Annotated in this window: 16 protein-coding genes; 13 read left to right on the forward strand and 3 right to left on the reverse strand. The window is 31.4% G+C overall.

Going from position 1 to position 15881, the window contains the following annotated elements; genetic code table 11:
• Window positions 1-9: 9 nt before the first annotated feature.
• The gene (locus tag BXY80_RS08285; RefSeq protein ID WP_120200892.1) at window positions 10-591 is read right to left on the reverse strand and encodes an NAD(P)H-dependent oxidoreductase; all 582 of its coding nucleotides are present in this window, start codon (window positions 589-591) and stop codon (window positions 10-12) included.
• 105 nt (window positions 592-696) lie between these two features.
• Here BXY80_RS08285 and BXY80_RS08290 point away from each other — a divergent pair, with 105 nt between their 5' ends.
• The 13 genes from BXY80_RS08290 to BXY80_RS08345 all read left to right on the forward strand — a co-directional run bounded on the left by BXY80_RS08290 (window position 697) and on the right by BXY80_RS08345 (window position 13997).
• Window positions 697-1092 carry a winged helix-turn-helix transcriptional regulator gene (locus BXY80_RS08290; protein WP_120200894.1) on the forward strand — a complete coding sequence of 132 codons (396 nt, stop codon included), beginning with the start codon at window positions 697-699 and terminating at the stop codon, window positions 1090-1092.
• 539 nt (window positions 1093-1631) lie between these two features.
• Window positions 1632-2930, forward strand: coding sequence for a Fic family protein (locus BXY80_RS08295; protein ID WP_120200896.1), 1299 nt, complete (start codon window positions 1632-1634; stop codon window positions 2928-2930).
• A 198-nt stretch (window positions 2931-3128) separates the two neighbouring features.
• The gene (locus BXY80_RS08300; protein WP_120200898.1) at window positions 3129-3371 is read left to right on the forward strand and encodes a hypothetical protein; all 243 of its coding nucleotides are present in this window, start codon (window positions 3129-3131) and stop codon (window positions 3369-3371) included.
• A complete protein-coding gene (locus BXY80_RS08305; RefSeq protein ID WP_120200900.1) occupies window positions 3353-3667 on the forward strand; it encodes a type II toxin-antitoxin system RelE/ParE family toxin in 315 nt (104 codons plus the stop codon). The genes BXY80_RS08300 and BXY80_RS08305 overlap by 19 nt, the downstream gene beginning before the upstream one ends.
• Window positions 3668-3927: 260 nt before the next feature.
• Window positions 3928-5121: an alpha/beta hydrolase-fold protein gene (locus BXY80_RS08310; RefSeq protein ID WP_120200902.1), complete on the forward strand. Its 1194-nt coding sequence runs from the start codon at window positions 3928-3930 to the stop codon at window positions 5119-5121.
• A 223-nt stretch (window positions 5122-5344) separates the two neighbouring features.
• A complete protein-coding gene (locus BXY80_RS08315) occupies window positions 5345-5677 on the forward strand; it encodes an ArsR/SmtB family transcription factor (protein WP_120200904.1) in 333 nt (110 codons plus the stop codon).
• A 41-nt stretch (window positions 5678-5718) separates the two neighbouring features.
• Window positions 5719-6354 (forward strand): arsenate-mycothiol transferase ArsC, encoded by a 636-nt coding sequence (locus BXY80_RS08320; protein ID WP_120200907.1) that lies wholly within the window; start codon window positions 5719-5721, stop codon window positions 6352-6354.
• Window positions 6355-6372: 18 nt separating this feature from the next.
• Entirely contained in the window at window positions 6373-6780 is a 408-nt protein-coding gene (locus BXY80_RS08325) for an OsmC family protein (RefSeq protein WP_120200909.1), read from the forward strand.
• 20 nt (window positions 6781-6800) lie between these two features.
• A complete protein-coding gene (arsB, locus tag BXY80_RS08330) occupies window positions 6801-7841 on the forward strand; it encodes an ACR3 family arsenite efflux transporter (RefSeq protein ID WP_120200912.1) in 1041 nt (346 codons plus the stop codon).
• A gap of 290 nt (window positions 7842-8131) precedes the next feature.
• Complete coding sequence (locus BXY80_RS08335; protein WP_120200914.1) at window positions 8132-8938, forward strand: LytR/AlgR family response regulator transcription factor; 807 nt, start codon at window positions 8132-8134, stop codon at window positions 8936-8938.
• Window positions 8939-9027: 89 nt separating this feature from the next.
• Entirely contained in the window at window positions 9028-10233 is a 1206-nt protein-coding gene (locus BXY80_RS08340; protein ID WP_120200916.1) for a dioxygenase family protein, read from the forward strand.
• 681 nt (window positions 10234-10914) lie between these two features.
• The gene (locus BXY80_RS14070; protein WP_262603140.1) at window positions 10915-11043 is read left to right on the forward strand and encodes a hypothetical protein; all 129 of its coding nucleotides are present in this window, start codon (window positions 10915-10917) and stop codon (window positions 11041-11043) included.
• Between the two features lie 344 nt (window positions 11044-11387).
• Entirely contained in the window at window positions 11388-13997 is a 2610-nt protein-coding gene (locus BXY80_RS08345) for a zinc-dependent metalloprotease (RefSeq protein WP_120200918.1), read from the forward strand.
• A gap of 248 nt (window positions 13998-14245) precedes the next feature.
• Here BXY80_RS08345 and BXY80_RS08350 read toward each other — a convergent pair whose 3' ends face one another.
• Both BXY80_RS08350 and BXY80_RS08355 read right to left on the reverse strand, forming a co-directional pair.
• The gene (locus BXY80_RS08350; RefSeq protein ID WP_120200920.1) at window positions 14246-14794 is read right to left on the reverse strand and encodes a 1-acyl-sn-glycerol-3-phosphate acyltransferase; all 549 of its coding nucleotides are present in this window, start codon (window positions 14792-14794) and stop codon (window positions 14246-14248) included.
• A 1-nt stretch (window position 14795) separates the two neighbouring features.
• Entirely contained in the window at window positions 14796-15878 is a 1083-nt protein-coding gene (locus BXY80_RS08355; RefSeq protein WP_245977219.1) for an iron-containing alcohol dehydrogenase family protein, read from the reverse strand.
• Window positions 15879-15881 lie beyond the last annotated feature (3 nt).

Below are 15881 nucleotides of genomic sequence, written 5' to 3' on the forward strand. Positions count from 1 at the left end.
GTCAAAGTTTTAAAAGTTATTTTCTAAATGTTTTTCGAATCTCTCAAAATCCTTATCTATTTCAGGGTTCTTCATTACATCATAAGCCATGAAAGTAGGCATAGGTTCAAAGCCAAACCATTTAAAATTAAGATGCATAGGTTTTAGTAAGTCATCTTCACTCATACCATTAAAAAAAGTTTCCTCTGGATTATTAAATGCTTCTTTTGGCGCATTAGCCGTTACTGACATCATATACTTTCCTTTTAGCTTTCCACCTAATCCGTAATTCTTCTTTGGAGCTTCCTTACTTCTACCATCACCATCAGACATTTCGCCCATCATACCCATCGAAAATACTTCATCAATGTATTTTTTAAACGACCAACTTACACCCATCCAGTTCAATGGTGTTTGAAAAAAGACCACATCTGCCCATTTGAATTTTTCGATTTCTTCATTGACATTATAATTGTCTTCCATTGTAGTTTTCTTGATATTGTAACCGTTGCTCTTAAAGTAGGTTTCTGCTTTTTTAGTTAAACTAGCGTTTAATTTTCCTTCTGAAAACGGATACTTTTGATGTCCATTTATTATAAAAATATTTTTCATTTTAAATTTTTAATTACATTTGTATCGCAAAGAAACTAATAATAGTTTATAAAAGAAACTATAGTGTTTGAATTTGAACAAATAGTGGTAACCAAAAAGTAACTAATGGCAAGAAAATATATAGACAACCCAAATGCATGTTCCCTTGTGCATACGATGAACATAATTGGAAACAAATGGAAACCGATTATCTTATATTTACTATCTAATGGTTCTATGCGATTTGGAATGTTAAATGCACTTATACCTACAATCTCAAAAAAAGTACTGACTAATCAATTGAAAGAATTGGAAAATGATGGATTACTTTTAAGACAGTCTTTTGCTGAAATTCCACCAAGAGTTGAATATTCATTGACTGAAAAAGCAATTGGACTTTTGCCTGTGTTAAGACAACTAAGTGATTGGGCAAATGATGCTTATCCCGAAATGGAATTTGAACAATGTAGAATAATAGAAAATATAAAAAAGCCAGCGTACAACAATGTATATAAAAAATAGCGGTTTAAGTGCTTAATCGAAAATGAATTTTATAAATTTAAGGGTAGTACCAAACCGAAAAGTCCGTTAGTAAAACCCGCTACTTTTCATATACAATACCGATGGAACACATTCGCCAAAGGCGAACTTTAATTACTTCGTGCTTCGCACTCCCGTCCTTAAAGTAAATGTGTTCCATCTTAGGGATTAAACCAAATTACTAGTTAGAACTAAATATAAGTATATCGCCTTTAGCAAGCTTCGAGCTAAAACGTGTAACATCGTCGGTTAAAAGTAATTTGGTACAGCTTCTCTAACTCCCAATAAAATAAAATGGCAATTAACGATGATTAACATCATCTAATTGATGAACAATTCCATAATCTTATAAGGAAGAGGCTTATCATAGAATTGTTATCCATTTTATTGTATCTTCGTTATCATAGCTGAACTACGTTTAACCCCTTAGTTCGGCTGCGCGGACGTTGTGTGTAATTTGCGAAAACATAAAAATTGCGAGATTATCGGATAATCTCGCAATTTTTATATATTTGTATTATATGATTGAACAAGCACCAAAATATAATAGAGACAAAGATGCAATTCCATTAATGGTTGAATTACAAACAAATGGAATGTTAAAAAGTATTCAAGACGAATATCTCTATTGGGATAAAATAAAATATAAATCCAAAAAACATTCATCAGAGGAATTATGGAATGCTATTAAACTTCATAGATTATTAAATTCAAACCGAGTTGATTTTGGGAATTATTCTTTTTCATTTGTTGTTACTGATTTTATGCAAAGAGCTTTACATTTATTTGATATGCACATTGGAGGCACTTTGGGCAGTAATATTGGTATTGCCGAAACTGATAAAACAAAATATATTATAAGTTCATTAATAGAAGAGTCTATTTCAAGTAGTCAAATAGAAGGAGCAAATACCACACGAAAAAAGGCTAAAGAAATGATTCAACTTGAAAAAAAGCCGAAAAATAAGTCAGAATTAATGATAATGAACAATTTCATAACAATGAAATATATAGTTCAAAACAAAGAAAGAGAATTAACCACAGAAAATATATTATACATACATAAACTAATAACAAACGGAACTTTAGGCTCTTTAAATGAAGAGGGTTTCTTTAGAGAAAATGATGATGTCCACGTTGTTGATTACACAAAAGGTGAAATAGTTCACACACCACCATTAAAAGAAGATTTAGAAAAGTTAATTGATGAATTGTGTGTCTTTTTCAACAGCGACACTGAAAATTTCATTCACCCTATCATTAAAGGTTGTATAGTACATTTTATGATTGGTTGGATACATCCATTTACTGATGGAAATGGTAGAACTGCACGAGCGTTGTTTTATTGGTATATGCTAAAAAAAGGTTATTGGCTTACAGAGTATTTATCAATATCAAGAATAATTCAGGATACAAAAAATCAATATGAAAAAGCTTATTTATATACAGAATCAGATAGTAATGATTTAAGTTATTTTATCACTTATCATATTAAAACAATGATAAAAGCCTATGATGCTTTAAAAGTATATATAAATAGAAAACAAAAAGAGGTAATTCAAGCGGCAAAATTTATGAAAATACCTCAAATCAATGAAAGAACTGCGCAGCTACTAAAATTGTTGAATGATGACAGTGATAGAGTTCTGAATACTAAAGAAGTAGAAGCTAGATTTAATATTTCAAGTTTTACTGCAAGGGCAGATTTAAAGTCTCTAGTAGAATTAGGATTCATAGATGTTATACAAGTAAATAAGAAAAAAAGAAACTATATTAAATCTGAAAAATTTGATAAAATCGTAAAAAAATATAAAATATAAAACTACACTCAACACCGTGTATAATTAATTGCGACTGAAATTCCGATTAGGAATTTCAGTCGCAATTTTACTATCTTTCGGCTACGGCGGAAAGAATCCTGCGGATTTTCACGCAACGAAATCATAGCCAAAACCGTTGTGCAACATTAGGAAAAACGAGCAATTTTTAGGATATTTACAAAAAAATTTGAGTGAGAAATGGCAACAGTAGATAATATACGAAATGGATTGATTGACAAGATTCTGTCGATTAAAAACAAAGACTTTTTGGTAGCTCTTGATAAAATAATTACATCGAGTTCATCGGAATCTGAAACGGTTGAATTGACTAACGAGCAGAAAATAATGCTGGAAATGAGTGAACAAGATATAAAAGATGGAAAACTTATTTCTCAAGAAGCTATGAATAAAAGGAATTTGGAATGGCTAAACTCAATATAATTTGGACACGAACAGCAGACATTCAGTTCATAGGAATTTTAGAATATTGGGTTAAAAGAAACAAATCAAATAGCTATTCGAAAAAACTTTTGAAATTGGTTACTGAAAGAACGAAACAGATAGCCGAAAAACCACTGATTTATAAAGCAACAGATTTTCAAGATACAAGAGTTGCTTCGTTGGGTAATTTTAGTATTTACTATAAATTTAACGACTCTGAAATTATTATCTCAGCTTTTTGGGACAATAGACAAAACCCTAAAAAACTTCTAAAAATATTGAAAAACAAAAAATAACGTTGCACAACAACGTATATAATTAATACTACTTCTCTACTCCAATTAAAATTACTAACTTTAAACAACCGATTTGCAACGGCTGAAAATCCTGCGGATTCTCAACCGTACAAATCATACACGAATACGTTCGGCTGCGTTGTCTACCCTACGGCGAGGATGCCGAAAAACAGGTTGTTACAGCTAATTAAAATAAAATATGATGCAACAATCAACTTCATTGTTCGTCTTTAGTAAAATTCAAAACTCTAATATTAAAGATGAAAAAACTATCCAATATTATTTTGTTACTTATAACAATAGTAAGTTGCCATTCTAATTTAACTACCAAAACTTCAAATAGTAATAAAAAAACAACAATTGATTCTCTAACAATTGGCTATAAATATACTTTTAAATCTAAACTATTAAATGAAAATCGTCCTATAATAATCTCCTTACCAAAAAAATATTCAACTAGCAATGCTAATTACCCTGTACTATATTTAACAGATGGAATGCAAAATATCTGGCATACAATAGGTACTATTGAAGTATTGACACGAACAGGAAACATACCACCATTAATTGTTGTTGGAATTGAAAGCACAAATAGGAAAAGAGATTTCACCTTTACAAACAGTGATAACAATCCAGAAAGTGGTGGTGGATTAACGTTTCTGAGCTTTATTGAAAGTGAATTAATTCCACATATCGAGACTAATTATAGAGTGAATTCTTTTAGAGTACTGGAAGGTCACTCACTCGGAGGTTTATTTACAGCATCAGTATTAATGGAGAAACCTAATCTATTTGATGCTTATATTATGATGAGCCCTTCATTTTGGTGGAATAAAGAAGAAGCTACAGAAAAGGCAAAATTATTTTTTAAAGCAAACCCAGATATAGAAAAGAAATTATTTTTTGGAATTGGAACATACGAATCAGGTACTAAATGGGGAATGCGAAAAGAACTCACTAATTTTATTGATGCCATAAAAGAAAATCAACCTAAAAAGCTTCAATTTGAACATAAAGAGATGGAAAAAGAAGGTCATATGTCTTCACCTTTGTTATCAACGTACTATGGCTTAAAATATACATTTTCTGATATGTTATTTACAGACGAAATATATGATAACTATACTGATGAAAAATTCCTAAAACACGAAAATTTTATAATGACAAAATATGGTAAAGAGGCAAAACAATCTGCCGAGGAATATTTAGGGTTAGCATTCAATCTAATTAATAAAGAAAAATATTCTAATGCCATAACTATTCTAAAAAGAAGTGTGGAAGCATATGACTTTGATATAAATATAAGAATGATTTTAGCAAGTACTTATGAAAAAAATAATGACATAAAAAAAGCAATCGCTACGTATAAAAAAGCAGTTAACTTACCTTTAAAATATAAACTTTCAAGAGAAAAAGAAATCCGAAAACATATTATTAGGTTAGAAAACAACTAGTTACAACAACGTGTATAATTAATGGCTGGTTCTTGCTTACTAACTGAAATTCTGCAGATGTTCCTCTGGTTCGTTCTATTTAACTAACTTAATTCTTACCAACGCAACTAAACCAAACACGAACACGTTACAGACACGCGGAAACCTACTACACAAACACTCGAAAAACTTTGAGCAATAAAATATTAATCGTAATATTGCAATTAACAAATAAAGAACAACAATGGGCTTAGCGAAAACCGAAATGTTTAACGAGCAACAAAATGAAATTTCTCTTTTTGCGAAAGTTTTCGGACATCCTGCAAGAGTAGCGATTTTACAACATTTATTTAAAATGAACGCTTGTGTTTGCGGAGATTTGGTAAACGAAATTGGATTAGCGCAACCAACAATTTCTCAACATTTAAAAGAACTAAAACATTTAGGCTTAATTAAGGGAAATGTAGAAGGAACGAGTGTTTGCTACTGTATTCACAAAGAAAATTGGACAGCAATGAAAACTGTTATGACAGAATTTCTTAATCAAGATTTAACTACGAAGCAGGACTGCTGTTAAAAAATTTAGACTTATTAATCGTATAATCGCAATAAACAAATATGATAACAATTAAAGCAGAACTATTTAAAGAAATAGAAAATATAATCAAAGATTTAAACCCCAAAACTATTTCAAATGAGCGCAAAGCAGTTTTACAACCGCTAATTGATTTTATTCAGTCAAAGGTTTCAAAAAATCAAGAAATCCGCATCAACTTTATCTGCACTCACAATTCACGAAGAAGTCATTTATCACAAGTTTGGGCACAAACCATGGCAAATTATTTCAATATTAAAAATGTGTTTTGTTATTCGGGCGGAACAGAGGCAACCGCATTGTTTCCAATGGTTGCCGAAACTTTACAGAATTCAGGCTTTAAAATAAACACAATTTCTAAAAATGAGAATCCTGTTTATAGCATTAAGTATTCTAACAACGAGCATCCAATAATAGGGTTTTCAAAAAAGTTAGATGACGATTTTAATCCAAAATCTCAATTTGCGGCAATTATGACTTGCGATTCAGCAAATGAAGCGTGTCCTTTTGTTCCTGGTGCCGAAAAACGCATCCCCATAACTTTTGAAGACCCAAAAGCATTTGATAATACACCACAACAAGCAGAAAAATACAAGGAAAGAAGTCTGCAAATTGCAACCGAAATGTTCTACGTTTTTTCTCAAATTAAATCTTCTTAATGTTTTAAAAAAATAATTATGGAATATCAAATTAAGGCAACTTCCGTTTCAAATAAAGACGCTACTTTGCACATAAAACAAAGTGATATCGCTTTCGGAACGACTTCAAATTCGGCTGAACTTTTACCTAATCCAGCTGAACTTTTTTTAGGTGCTTTTGCTTCGTGTATGCTTAAAAATGTAGAGCGTTTTGCTGCAACACTGAAGTTTACTTATTTAAAAGCCAAAGTTAATGTTTCTGCTACAAGAGTGGAAAAACCTTTAAAAATGGATGATATAAATTACACACTAACTATTTACAGTTCTGACGACAATCTAAATATCCCATTGCTAAAAAAGAATATTGAAAAATTTGGCACCATCTATAATACTGTAAAGTTATCGTGTAATATAAATGGAGTAATTGTGCAGAATAAAACAGTTTAAATTTTAGAAATAAATTACATATGAAAAAATTAAGTTTTCTTGACAGAAATCTAACACTTTGGATATTTGTTGCAATGGCTTTTGGTGTTGGTCTTGGATATTTTATTCCAACATTCCCTAATATCATCAACTCATTTAGTAGCGGAACAACAAATATTCCGATTGCAATCGGTTTGATTTTAATGATGTATCCTCCTTTGGCAAAGGTTAATTATTCGCTACTACCAAAGGTTTTTAAAAACCTAAAGATCCTTTCTATTTCGCTCATACTAAATTGGATAATTGGCCCTGTTTTAATGTTTGTTTTGGCAATTACATTTTTACGGGATTACCCAGAATATATGGTCGGACTTATTTTAATTGGTTTGGCGCGTTGCATTGCAATGGTCTTGGTTTGGAACGACCTTGCAGAAGGAAGTAGCGAATACGGAGCAGGTTTGGTGGCATTAAATAGCATTTTTCAAGTGTTTTTATACAGTTTTTATGCGTGGATTTTTATAACCGTTCTTCCACCATATTTTGGGTTTGAAGGAGCTATTGTAGATATTTCAATTGGAACTATTGCGGAAAGTGTTGCCATATATTTAGGCATTCCGTTTGTAATGGGGATTTTGAGCAGACTCATTTTAGTGAAATTAAAAGGCGAGGAATGGTACACAAATAAATTCATTCCAACAATTTCGCCAATGACATTGATTGCGCTATTATTTACAATTGTAATTATGTTCTCGCTAAAGGGTGAATTGATTGTAGAAATCCCAATGGACGTCGTGATAATTGCAATTCCTTTGCTTATCTATTTTACGCTAATGTTTATCATTGGATTTTTCTTTACTAAAGCCATGGGAGCAGAATACGACAAAACCGCTTCGGTAGCTTTTACAGCAGCAGGAAATAATTTTGAATTGGCTATTGCTGTTGCAATTGCAGTTTTTGGACTTAATTCGGGACAAGCATTTGCAGGAGTAATTGGTCCCTTGGTTGAAGTTCCTGCATTGATTTTATTGGTTAGAGTTTCCTTTTGGTTGCGAAAAAAATATTACGGAAAAACCAACGCTTAAAGCCATACACATTTGCAATTACTCACGTTTATTTAAAATTCATTTTTAGGTGTTCGTGAACTTCGTTTCGCACCAGCCACGCTACGCCAAAAATTGCAAAAGATTATGTCTTTGCCAACGCTGACAACCAAGCTGAATGAAAAAATCCAGCAGGTAACAATCTATATAAAAAATAGCGGTTTAAGTGGAAATCTGAACCGCTTATACCTTTAATTAAGTATATTGCTTTCTGAAAAATTAGTGCTTAAATCCGCTACTTTTCATATACAAAACCGCAAGTTAAAGAAACATTGGATCAATTAATTAACATAAAGGAAAAATTTAAAATTCCAAAAATTGGAAAATTGCCATTATATCTTATAATTGTCGTTTTTGTATTTCTATTAGCAGTATTACAAGACTATATTTACAGCAGAATACAGAACACAGGATTTTACTTATCTGAATCATCTCTCTACAACACGTTTTGGATTTTTTTTATTCCTCTAACCATTTATGCAAACCGACTGATAAAAATTGTCAATCCTAAGAATAAATTTACCAAACTGCCTTTAAGTTTTGGAGTTGGATTATTTTTTAGCTTTCTGCATATAATATTATTTGCTTCTCTATATGTGTTGGTAAGTAGTTTAATTTTCACACCTACACATCGGTTTTCTAATATTTTCTATAGTGCATTATCTAATCAACTCCATATCGCTTTATTGTGGTATATCATTTTCCCTACAATTTATATGTCTAAACATAAATCGACCCATATAAAAAAACATTATCCCGATAAAATTAAGCTAAAAATTGGTTCGAAAATTCTAAATGTCTCATCCTCAACTATACAGTTTATTTCGACTGATAAGCCTTATTCAATTATTCACACAAATGACAAAAAGATTTTAGATAATAAAAGCCTAAAGGAATTTGAAACTAATCTCGACCCAAGTGTATTTTTAAGAGTACATCGCTCATCAATTATTAACGCTAATTATGTTAAAGAACTAAAATCAAGAAATAATGGAGATTATGACGCAACACTTCAAAGCGGTAAAGTTATTCGGTTAAGCAGGCATTTTAGAAATAATTGGAAACAGCTAATCCAGTAAGCTATGTATTCACACCACACAAACAATTGGTAGCAAAATATGATGCTAACAACCATATCAATGCATACTTTTATTGAAAAACTTTATAGATGCTACAAATTTTTAAAATAGGTGTTTTGCTGTTAGCTGGTTTAAACTTGTCAAGCTGTAATAGTCAAAATATCAAAAAAGAGACAGAAACTTTAAGTGATGATTTTGATAAATCAATGCCATTTTTTTACAAGATGCCAAGAAAATTGTCCGCAACCGATACGAGTTCTGCTTTCAAAGAAAAAGGACAGAAAATTTTACTAACAGGAACAGTTTATCAAATAGATGGTAAAACACCAGCTTCAAATATAATTCTGTACTATTATCAAACAAACACCGAAGGGATTTACGCTACAAAACAAAGCGAAGAAAGAAATATGCCAAAAAATAAGCTAGGACAAACCCATGGTTACATCAGAGGTTGGCTAAAAACGAATGAACTAGGCAACTATTCAATCTACACAATACAACCTAAAGCATATCCAAGTAGAGACCAACCTGCTCACATACACATTACTGTTAAAGAAAAAAATATGGAAGAACCTTACTACATTGATGATTTTGTGTTTGACAATGATTCACTTTTAACCTCTAAACGCAGAAAGAATATGGAAAATCGTGGAGGAAGTGGCGTAATACGTTTTGTACAAAAAGACAATATGTGGATAGGTGAGCGCAATATCATTTTAGGCTTGAATATTCCCGATTATCCTATAGAGAATATTTACCAAAAGAGTTCTGGCAAGAGTATTGGCGAAGATATTATTTCCTTTACACCATTTCACGCTTATGGAGCAGACAAAGGCACGATAACCTGCCCAATTTGTAAATATGGTTGGTATCACGGTATTCTATATTTTGTAGGTAGCAAACCCAATTGGAATGAAATAAAAGATTGGCTCGCTTTTTTGGACAGCGAAAACCAAAAAAGAGAAGAGTATTTGAAAGTTTATTTTATCTATGGCAACGATTTAAACTACGATAAAGACACCAGAATGCAAAAATTGGAAAAGCTTGGAAACGAACTCGGTTTAAAAAAAGTTGCCCTGACCTTTGTACCTTCTTTTAACGATAAATCTTCAGAAGTAAATTTAAATAAAATTGACCCAAATACTGAAAACACTTTTCTGATTTATAAACGAAGTAAAGTTATTGACAAATTCGTTGATCTAAAACCAAACCAAGAAAATTTCAAAAAGATTATAAACCGACTTGACAAATCAGCGAACGAATATTTTAAACTTTCAAGACCAAAAAAGGAATAAAGACATCTTGCAACACCGCATATAATTTAGTTCTAGTCTACTTACCAAAATTCTCGCAGATTTTCTATCTGGTTTTTATTTGTTAAATTACATGATAAACTACGCAACGTATTATATACAAGATTGTTTGCATAAACCGCCAACCAATGATAAAATTCTTTAGAAAATTAGACAGGATTTGCTTTCACAAGGTAAAACTTGAAAGTATTTGAAATATGCTCTTGGAGAAATTGTGCTTGTAGTTTTTGGAATTCTTATTGCGCTTTGGATTAATAATATAAAATAGGACATTAACAAGAGAAAGAAAGGTTAACACTAATTACCAATCTTGAACAAGAGCTCAATAAAAATTTAGACCAATTTAATGCAAGAACTAATCTTCTAATAGACACCAATAAAAACCTCATACTTATAAACTACTTCATGACCATTATACAAAGTTCATGGTTGAGAAACTCTGGTTAAGAGAATTAAAATCAAGAATTGAATGCACTCTTACAAGCATAAAAAAGAAACAGTTGTGGTTAAATTCTATAGATAAATAACGAAAGTACAACAGCGTGTATAACGCATTGCTACTACTAGCTTACTCAAAAAACCCTAAGGATTTTTCCTCTTTATAAAACAGTAAAAACAAATAACTAGCAATTGGTCTAAAAAAACGGAGAAGTAGAATTAATTGTGACGCATACTCATAAGCATGGTGACCACTTTGCAGCAGACAGTCAATTTAAAGGTAAACCAAATACAACTGTTGTAGGTCTAGAAGTTGAAGGCTTAAAGAGTTTTTATAAAGTATCAATTTGGTAAGAAGAAATTTTAGATTTTAAATTAGGCAATCGCTTAATAAAAATAATACCAATTCCTGGTCATCAAGCTTCTTAGATTGCTATTTATGGCACATCAACTAAAATTCTATTGACGGGAGACACTTTTTATCATGGAAGGTTAAACATAAAAGATTGGGGGATTTACCAACAAAAGAAATTCATGACAGTTTTATAATATATCTTCTGAATTAAAAATGCTGGCTCTAATAAACACAATTTAGTTTTAACATTTCATATAAATAATTTGTTTATAGAATTTTTATCTTACGCATCAGAATACTTTATTATGTATAGTATAATTTTTAATTAACCAGATTTGAATATATGAAAATTAAAAAATTAAATGTTATTAAATTAATAACATTGGCTTTTGTTTTATGTGCCTTTTTAGCGCCTCAAAACACACAAGCTCAAAAAAAGAGAAAGAGAAAAAAAAATAAAACCGAAGCTGCTGCTCCAAAACCTCCAGCAAAACCAAAAGAGAAATCTATTGCCAGTTTGGTTAAGAAAAGTAAAAAAATTGATGGTTTATTTACCATCTATCAAGACACCATCACAGGTAGTTTGCAAATGCAAGTAAGTGAAGACCAAATTGGTAAAGAGTTTATTCACTTTAATCAAGTATCAAATGGTGTTATAGATGTAAGACGATTTAGAGGTGCTTATGGAGGATCAAAAGTATTTAAAATTAAAAAATACTTTAATAAAATTGAATTTGTAACTCAAAACACATCATTTTATTTTAATCCAAATAGTGCTTTATCAAAATCTAAAGATGCAAATTTAAGTGAAGGCATCATGGCTAGTGTAAAAATTGAAGCTCATGATAAAGAAAAAGGGTTGTACTTAATTAAAGCCGATGGTTTATTTTTAAAAGAAACATTTTCGCAAATAAAACCTCCTCGTTTCCCTGGAGCTTCAAAAAATTCTTTTTCATTAGGAACACTAAATAAACTAAAAACTAAGATACTTGATATTCGCAATTATTCTGAAAACACAAATCTAGAAGTTGAATATGTATATTCTAAGTCTTCAACCTTAAATGGAGGATCAAGTGCTATTGCAGATGGGCGTCATGTTAGCATTAAAGTGTTTCATAGTTTAATAGCTATGCCAGAAAATGATTATGAAATTAGATTTGATGACCCTAGAGTTGGTTTTTTTACAACTAAGGTTAACGATCAAACTTCAACAAGTTCTACACCATATAGAGATTTAATTCATCGTTGGAATTTAAAAAAGAAAGACCCAAATGCAGCTTTATCAGAACCTGTTGAGCCAATTACTTGGTGGATGGAAAATACGACTCCTGTAGAATGGAGAGCCACCATTAAAGAAGCTTTATTGCGTTGGAATGTTGCTTTTGAAAAAGCAGGCTTTAAAAATGCTATGGTTGTTAAAATGCAGCCTGATGATGCAACTTGGGATGCAGGTGATATAAACTACAATGTTTTAAGATGGACGTCTTCTCCTAACAGGCCGCCTTTTGGTGGTTATGGACCAAGCTTTGTAAACCCAAGAACTGGAGAGATTTTAGGCGCAGATATTATGCTGGAATTTATACATTTTTCTGGTAGAGTAATGACAGGAAAAGTTTATGATTCGTCGGCTAGCTTTGAAGAAGAAGAATTAGAGTTAGAATCTGATTTTGACCACAATCAAATGACCTGTTCTGCAGGACACCTAATGCAAGAAAGCTCACTGTTTGGTCAAGCAGTAGTTACTGCATTTGAAGATTCAAAACTAGAGTTAGAAAAAATAACTAAAGATAATATGATGCGTCTTATCATGCATGAAGTTGGTCATACATTAGGCTTATATCATAACATGAAAGGGAGTCAACTATTTTCCCCAGAAGAATTAGCAAACCCAGAACTTATTAAAGGGAAAGCTTTGTCTACCTCAGTAATGGAATATCCTGCAATAAATATTACAAAAGATAGAAATAAACAAGGTCATTATTATGACAATGCTGTAGGACCTTATGATGAATGGGCTATACAACTTGGTTACAAACCTTTTAAAACTGAAAAAGAACGTCAAGATTTATTAAACAAATCTACCCAACCAGAACTCGCATTTGGTAATGATGCTGATGATATGCGTGTTTCTTCTAGAGGTATAGATCCACGAGTAAACCTTTACGATTTGTCTAATGACCCAATTAGATTTGCAATTGACCGCATGGAATTGGTAGAATCTACCATGAAAAACATTAAAGGCAAACTTGTAACCAATGGAGAATCATACCAAGAGTTAACAAGAGCTTATAGTATTTTACAAGGCGAACGCAGAAGAGCAGGTATAATTATGTCTCGCTACATTGGTGGTGTTTATGTAAATAGAGCTATGGTGGGTCAACAAGGTGCTGAGCAACCTTATACTCCAGTAAGTATAGAGGATCAAAAAAGAGCCATGAATGGATTAAGCAAATATATATTTGCTGCTGACGCTTTTAATACACCTAATGATTTATATAATTATTTAGCAAGACAACGTAGAGGTTCTAATTTTCGTTCTCGTCCTGAAGACCCTAAAATACATAGTTTAGTACTAGGCTCTCAAAAAAGTGCGTTAAGGCATTTATTGCATCCAAATACACTACAACGTCTTACTGACTCAGAATTATATGGCAATAAGTACAAACTATCATCTTTTATGACTGATTTAAATAATGCAATTTTTAAGGCTGATATTTATGGAAGTATTAATTCTTTTCGCCAAAATCTGCAAATTGAATATACAACCATGTTAATTGATATACTAACAGGGAAACAAAATGCTAGGTTTACAAATAATGCAAAATCTATGGCATTATATAATTTAAAGAACATTAGATCTATGTCTAATCCTACATTAGGAAATATTTCTTCTAGAGCTCATAAACAACATTTAAGAACGCTTATTGATAACGCTTTAAAAGAGGTTAAGTAATAGCTAGTTTCATTTATAAATACAAAAAAGCTACTTCAACTTTAATTGAAGTAGCTTTTATATTAATAGCTCTAGTTGTTTCTTTTTAGTGACTATAAAGTTTACTTTATGTTTCAACTATTGCATTTATATTATACATTTCAAACTTTATGCCATATTTAAAATAAACACTAAAATTAATGCTGGTAAAAAAGTTTTGTTTATCTCCAAATAACAAAGATGACAAAAGTGCTTATAAGCATAAACAATTATGAATATTCTGGAATTTTACCTTTAACGCCTTTATAAAAACTTTTCATAAATTTAAAATCTTCCTCTATATTACCTGTAGGATAAAAAGGTTCGGAAATTTTATTTTGTTTATTTTCAAAGTCTAAGGTAAACATAATTATAGGCACATTAGCTTCTTTTGCTATATAGTAAAAACCGCTTCTCCACTGCTCTACTTTCTTTCTTGTGCCTTCTGGTGCTAAGGTCATTCTAAACTCTTCTCTGTTATGAAATAGTTTAGCTATAGCTTCTACTTTATTCTCTTTAGTTTGTCTGTTTATTGGGGCGCCACCAATGGCTTTTAAATACCACCCAAATGGTCCAAAAAACAATTCTTTTTTACCTATAAAATTTGTTTTAATATCGATTACTTTTCTGAGTAATACACCAATATAGAAATCATGCCAACTTGTATGAGGAACAGCTATAATAATAGCTTTTTTAACAGTGTCTTTAGACATATTGGTATTGCCAACAACTTTCCAACCTAATAGTTTAAAGTAAATAAATTTGGCTAACCAACGCATGTTACATTTTTTGGTAAAGTGTTTTTAGCTTATCTCTAGTTATAACTTGCTTCCAGTTTTTTCCTATTGCGTTTTCCCATAGCGGTTCTAGGCCTAAAGCAACATCAATCATAATATCAAATTGATAATCGTCTAAATCTGCACAAACGCCTTCAGGTAAAGTAATGCCATGGTATTTCTTCATTTGTTTAAACAACTTCACGCCTTCAGTATAAAACTCTTCTAAATGATTAAAAACGATACAATTACCAATTCCGTGTTTTGTTCCTAATAAATAAGAAAGTCCATAGCTCATTGCATGAGCAACACCAACTTGAGAATAAGCAATACTCATTCCGCCATGCCAAGATGCCATCATAAGTTTGTCTTGTGCTTCTTCGTCTGATAGGTTGTTTTCTACAAAAATCTCTTTACAAAGTTCAAAAGCTTTTTCGCCATACGATTGGCTAAACGCATTTAAATATGTACCGTTAAGAGATTCGATACAATGTATATAACAATCCATTCCTGTATAAAACCATTGATCTTTAGGAACATCTTTTGTTAGCTCTGGATCTAATATCACCTGATCAAAAGGTGTGTAATCAGAATTAATACCTAATTTTTTTTCTGGCCCCGTTAAAACAGTAGTTCTAGACACTTCTGCACCAGTACCAGAAATTGTTGGCACACCTACATGATAGATGGCTTCATTTTTAACCAAATCCCAACCTTGGTAATCTTTTGCTTCTCCTTTATTGGTTATCATAATAGAAACGGCTTTAGCTAAATCTAAAATGGTGCCACCGCCAATTCCAATAATACCAGAAGGTCTTTCTTTATGAGTTAAAATTATCTGTTCTACTATCTCATCTACTTGAGAAGTTTTTGGTTCTTCATTGGCAGATATATAAATTAATTGATCATCATATGCTATAGGTATTCTAGAGTTAATCCAAGAATTACCTTTAAACACATCGTCTACCAAAAAAATAAATGGTGCCTTAGCATTTAATCGTTTTGTAGATAATATATCTCCTAACTGATTAAAACTGCCTCGTCCAAAAATAATTCTGGACACCATTGGATAATTTTTGTACTTCATTTA

The organism is Ichthyenterobacterium magnum (genome assembly GCF_003610635.1).
GTDB lineage: Bacteria > Bacteroidota > Bacteroidia > Flavobacteriales > Flavobacteriaceae > Ichthyenterobacterium > Ichthyenterobacterium magnum.

Excerpts from the sequence above, each read along its gene's own strand:
- BXY80_RS08285 (WP_120200892.1), bottom strand. The coding sequence starts at position 591 with ATGAAAAATATTTTTATAATAAATGGACATCAAAAGTATCCGTTTTCA.
- BXY80_RS08290 (WP_120200894.1), top strand. The coding sequence starts at position 697 with ATGGCAAGAAAATATATAGACAACCCAAATGCATGTTCCCTTGTGCAT.
- BXY80_RS08295 (WP_120200896.1), top strand. The coding sequence starts at position 1,632 with ATGATTGAACAAGCACCAAAATATAATAGAGACAAAGATGCAATTCCA.
- BXY80_RS08300 (WP_120200898.1), top strand. The coding sequence starts at position 3,129 with ATGGCAACAGTAGATAATATACGAAATGGATTGATTGACAAGATTCTG.
- BXY80_RS08305 (WP_120200900.1), top strand. The coding sequence starts at position 3,353 with ATGGCTAAACTCAATATAATTTGGACACGAACAGCAGACATTCAGTTC.
- BXY80_RS08310 (WP_120200902.1), top strand. The coding sequence starts at position 3,928 with ATGAAAAAACTATCCAATATTATTTTGTTACTTATAACAATAGTAAGT.
- BXY80_RS08315 (WP_120200904.1), top strand. The coding sequence starts at position 5,345 with ATGGGCTTAGCGAAAACCGAAATGTTTAACGAGCAACAAAATGAAATT.
- BXY80_RS08320 (WP_120200907.1), top strand. The coding sequence starts at position 5,719 with ATGATAACAATTAAAGCAGAACTATTTAAAGAAATAGAAAATATAATC.
- BXY80_RS08325 (WP_120200909.1), top strand. The coding sequence starts at position 6,373 with ATGGAATATCAAATTAAGGCAACTTCCGTTTCAAATAAAGACGCTACT.
- arsB (WP_120200912.1), top strand. The coding sequence starts at position 6,801 with ATGAAAAAATTAAGTTTTCTTGACAGAAATCTAACACTTTGGATATTT.
- BXY80_RS08340 (WP_120200916.1), top strand. The coding sequence starts at position 9,028 with ATGCTACAAATTTTTAAAATAGGTGTTTTGCTGTTAGCTGGTTTAAAC.
- BXY80_RS08345 (WP_120200918.1), top strand. The coding sequence starts at position 11,388 with ATGAAAATTAAAAAATTAAATGTTATTAAATTAATAACATTGGCTTTT.
- BXY80_RS08350 (WP_120200920.1), bottom strand. The coding sequence starts at position 14,794 with ATGCGTTGGTTAGCCAAATTTATTTACTTTAAACTATTAGGTTGGAAA.
- BXY80_RS08355 (WP_245977219.1), bottom strand. The coding sequence starts at position 15,878 with ATGAAGTACAAAAATTATCCAATGGTGTCCAGAATTATTTTTGGACGA.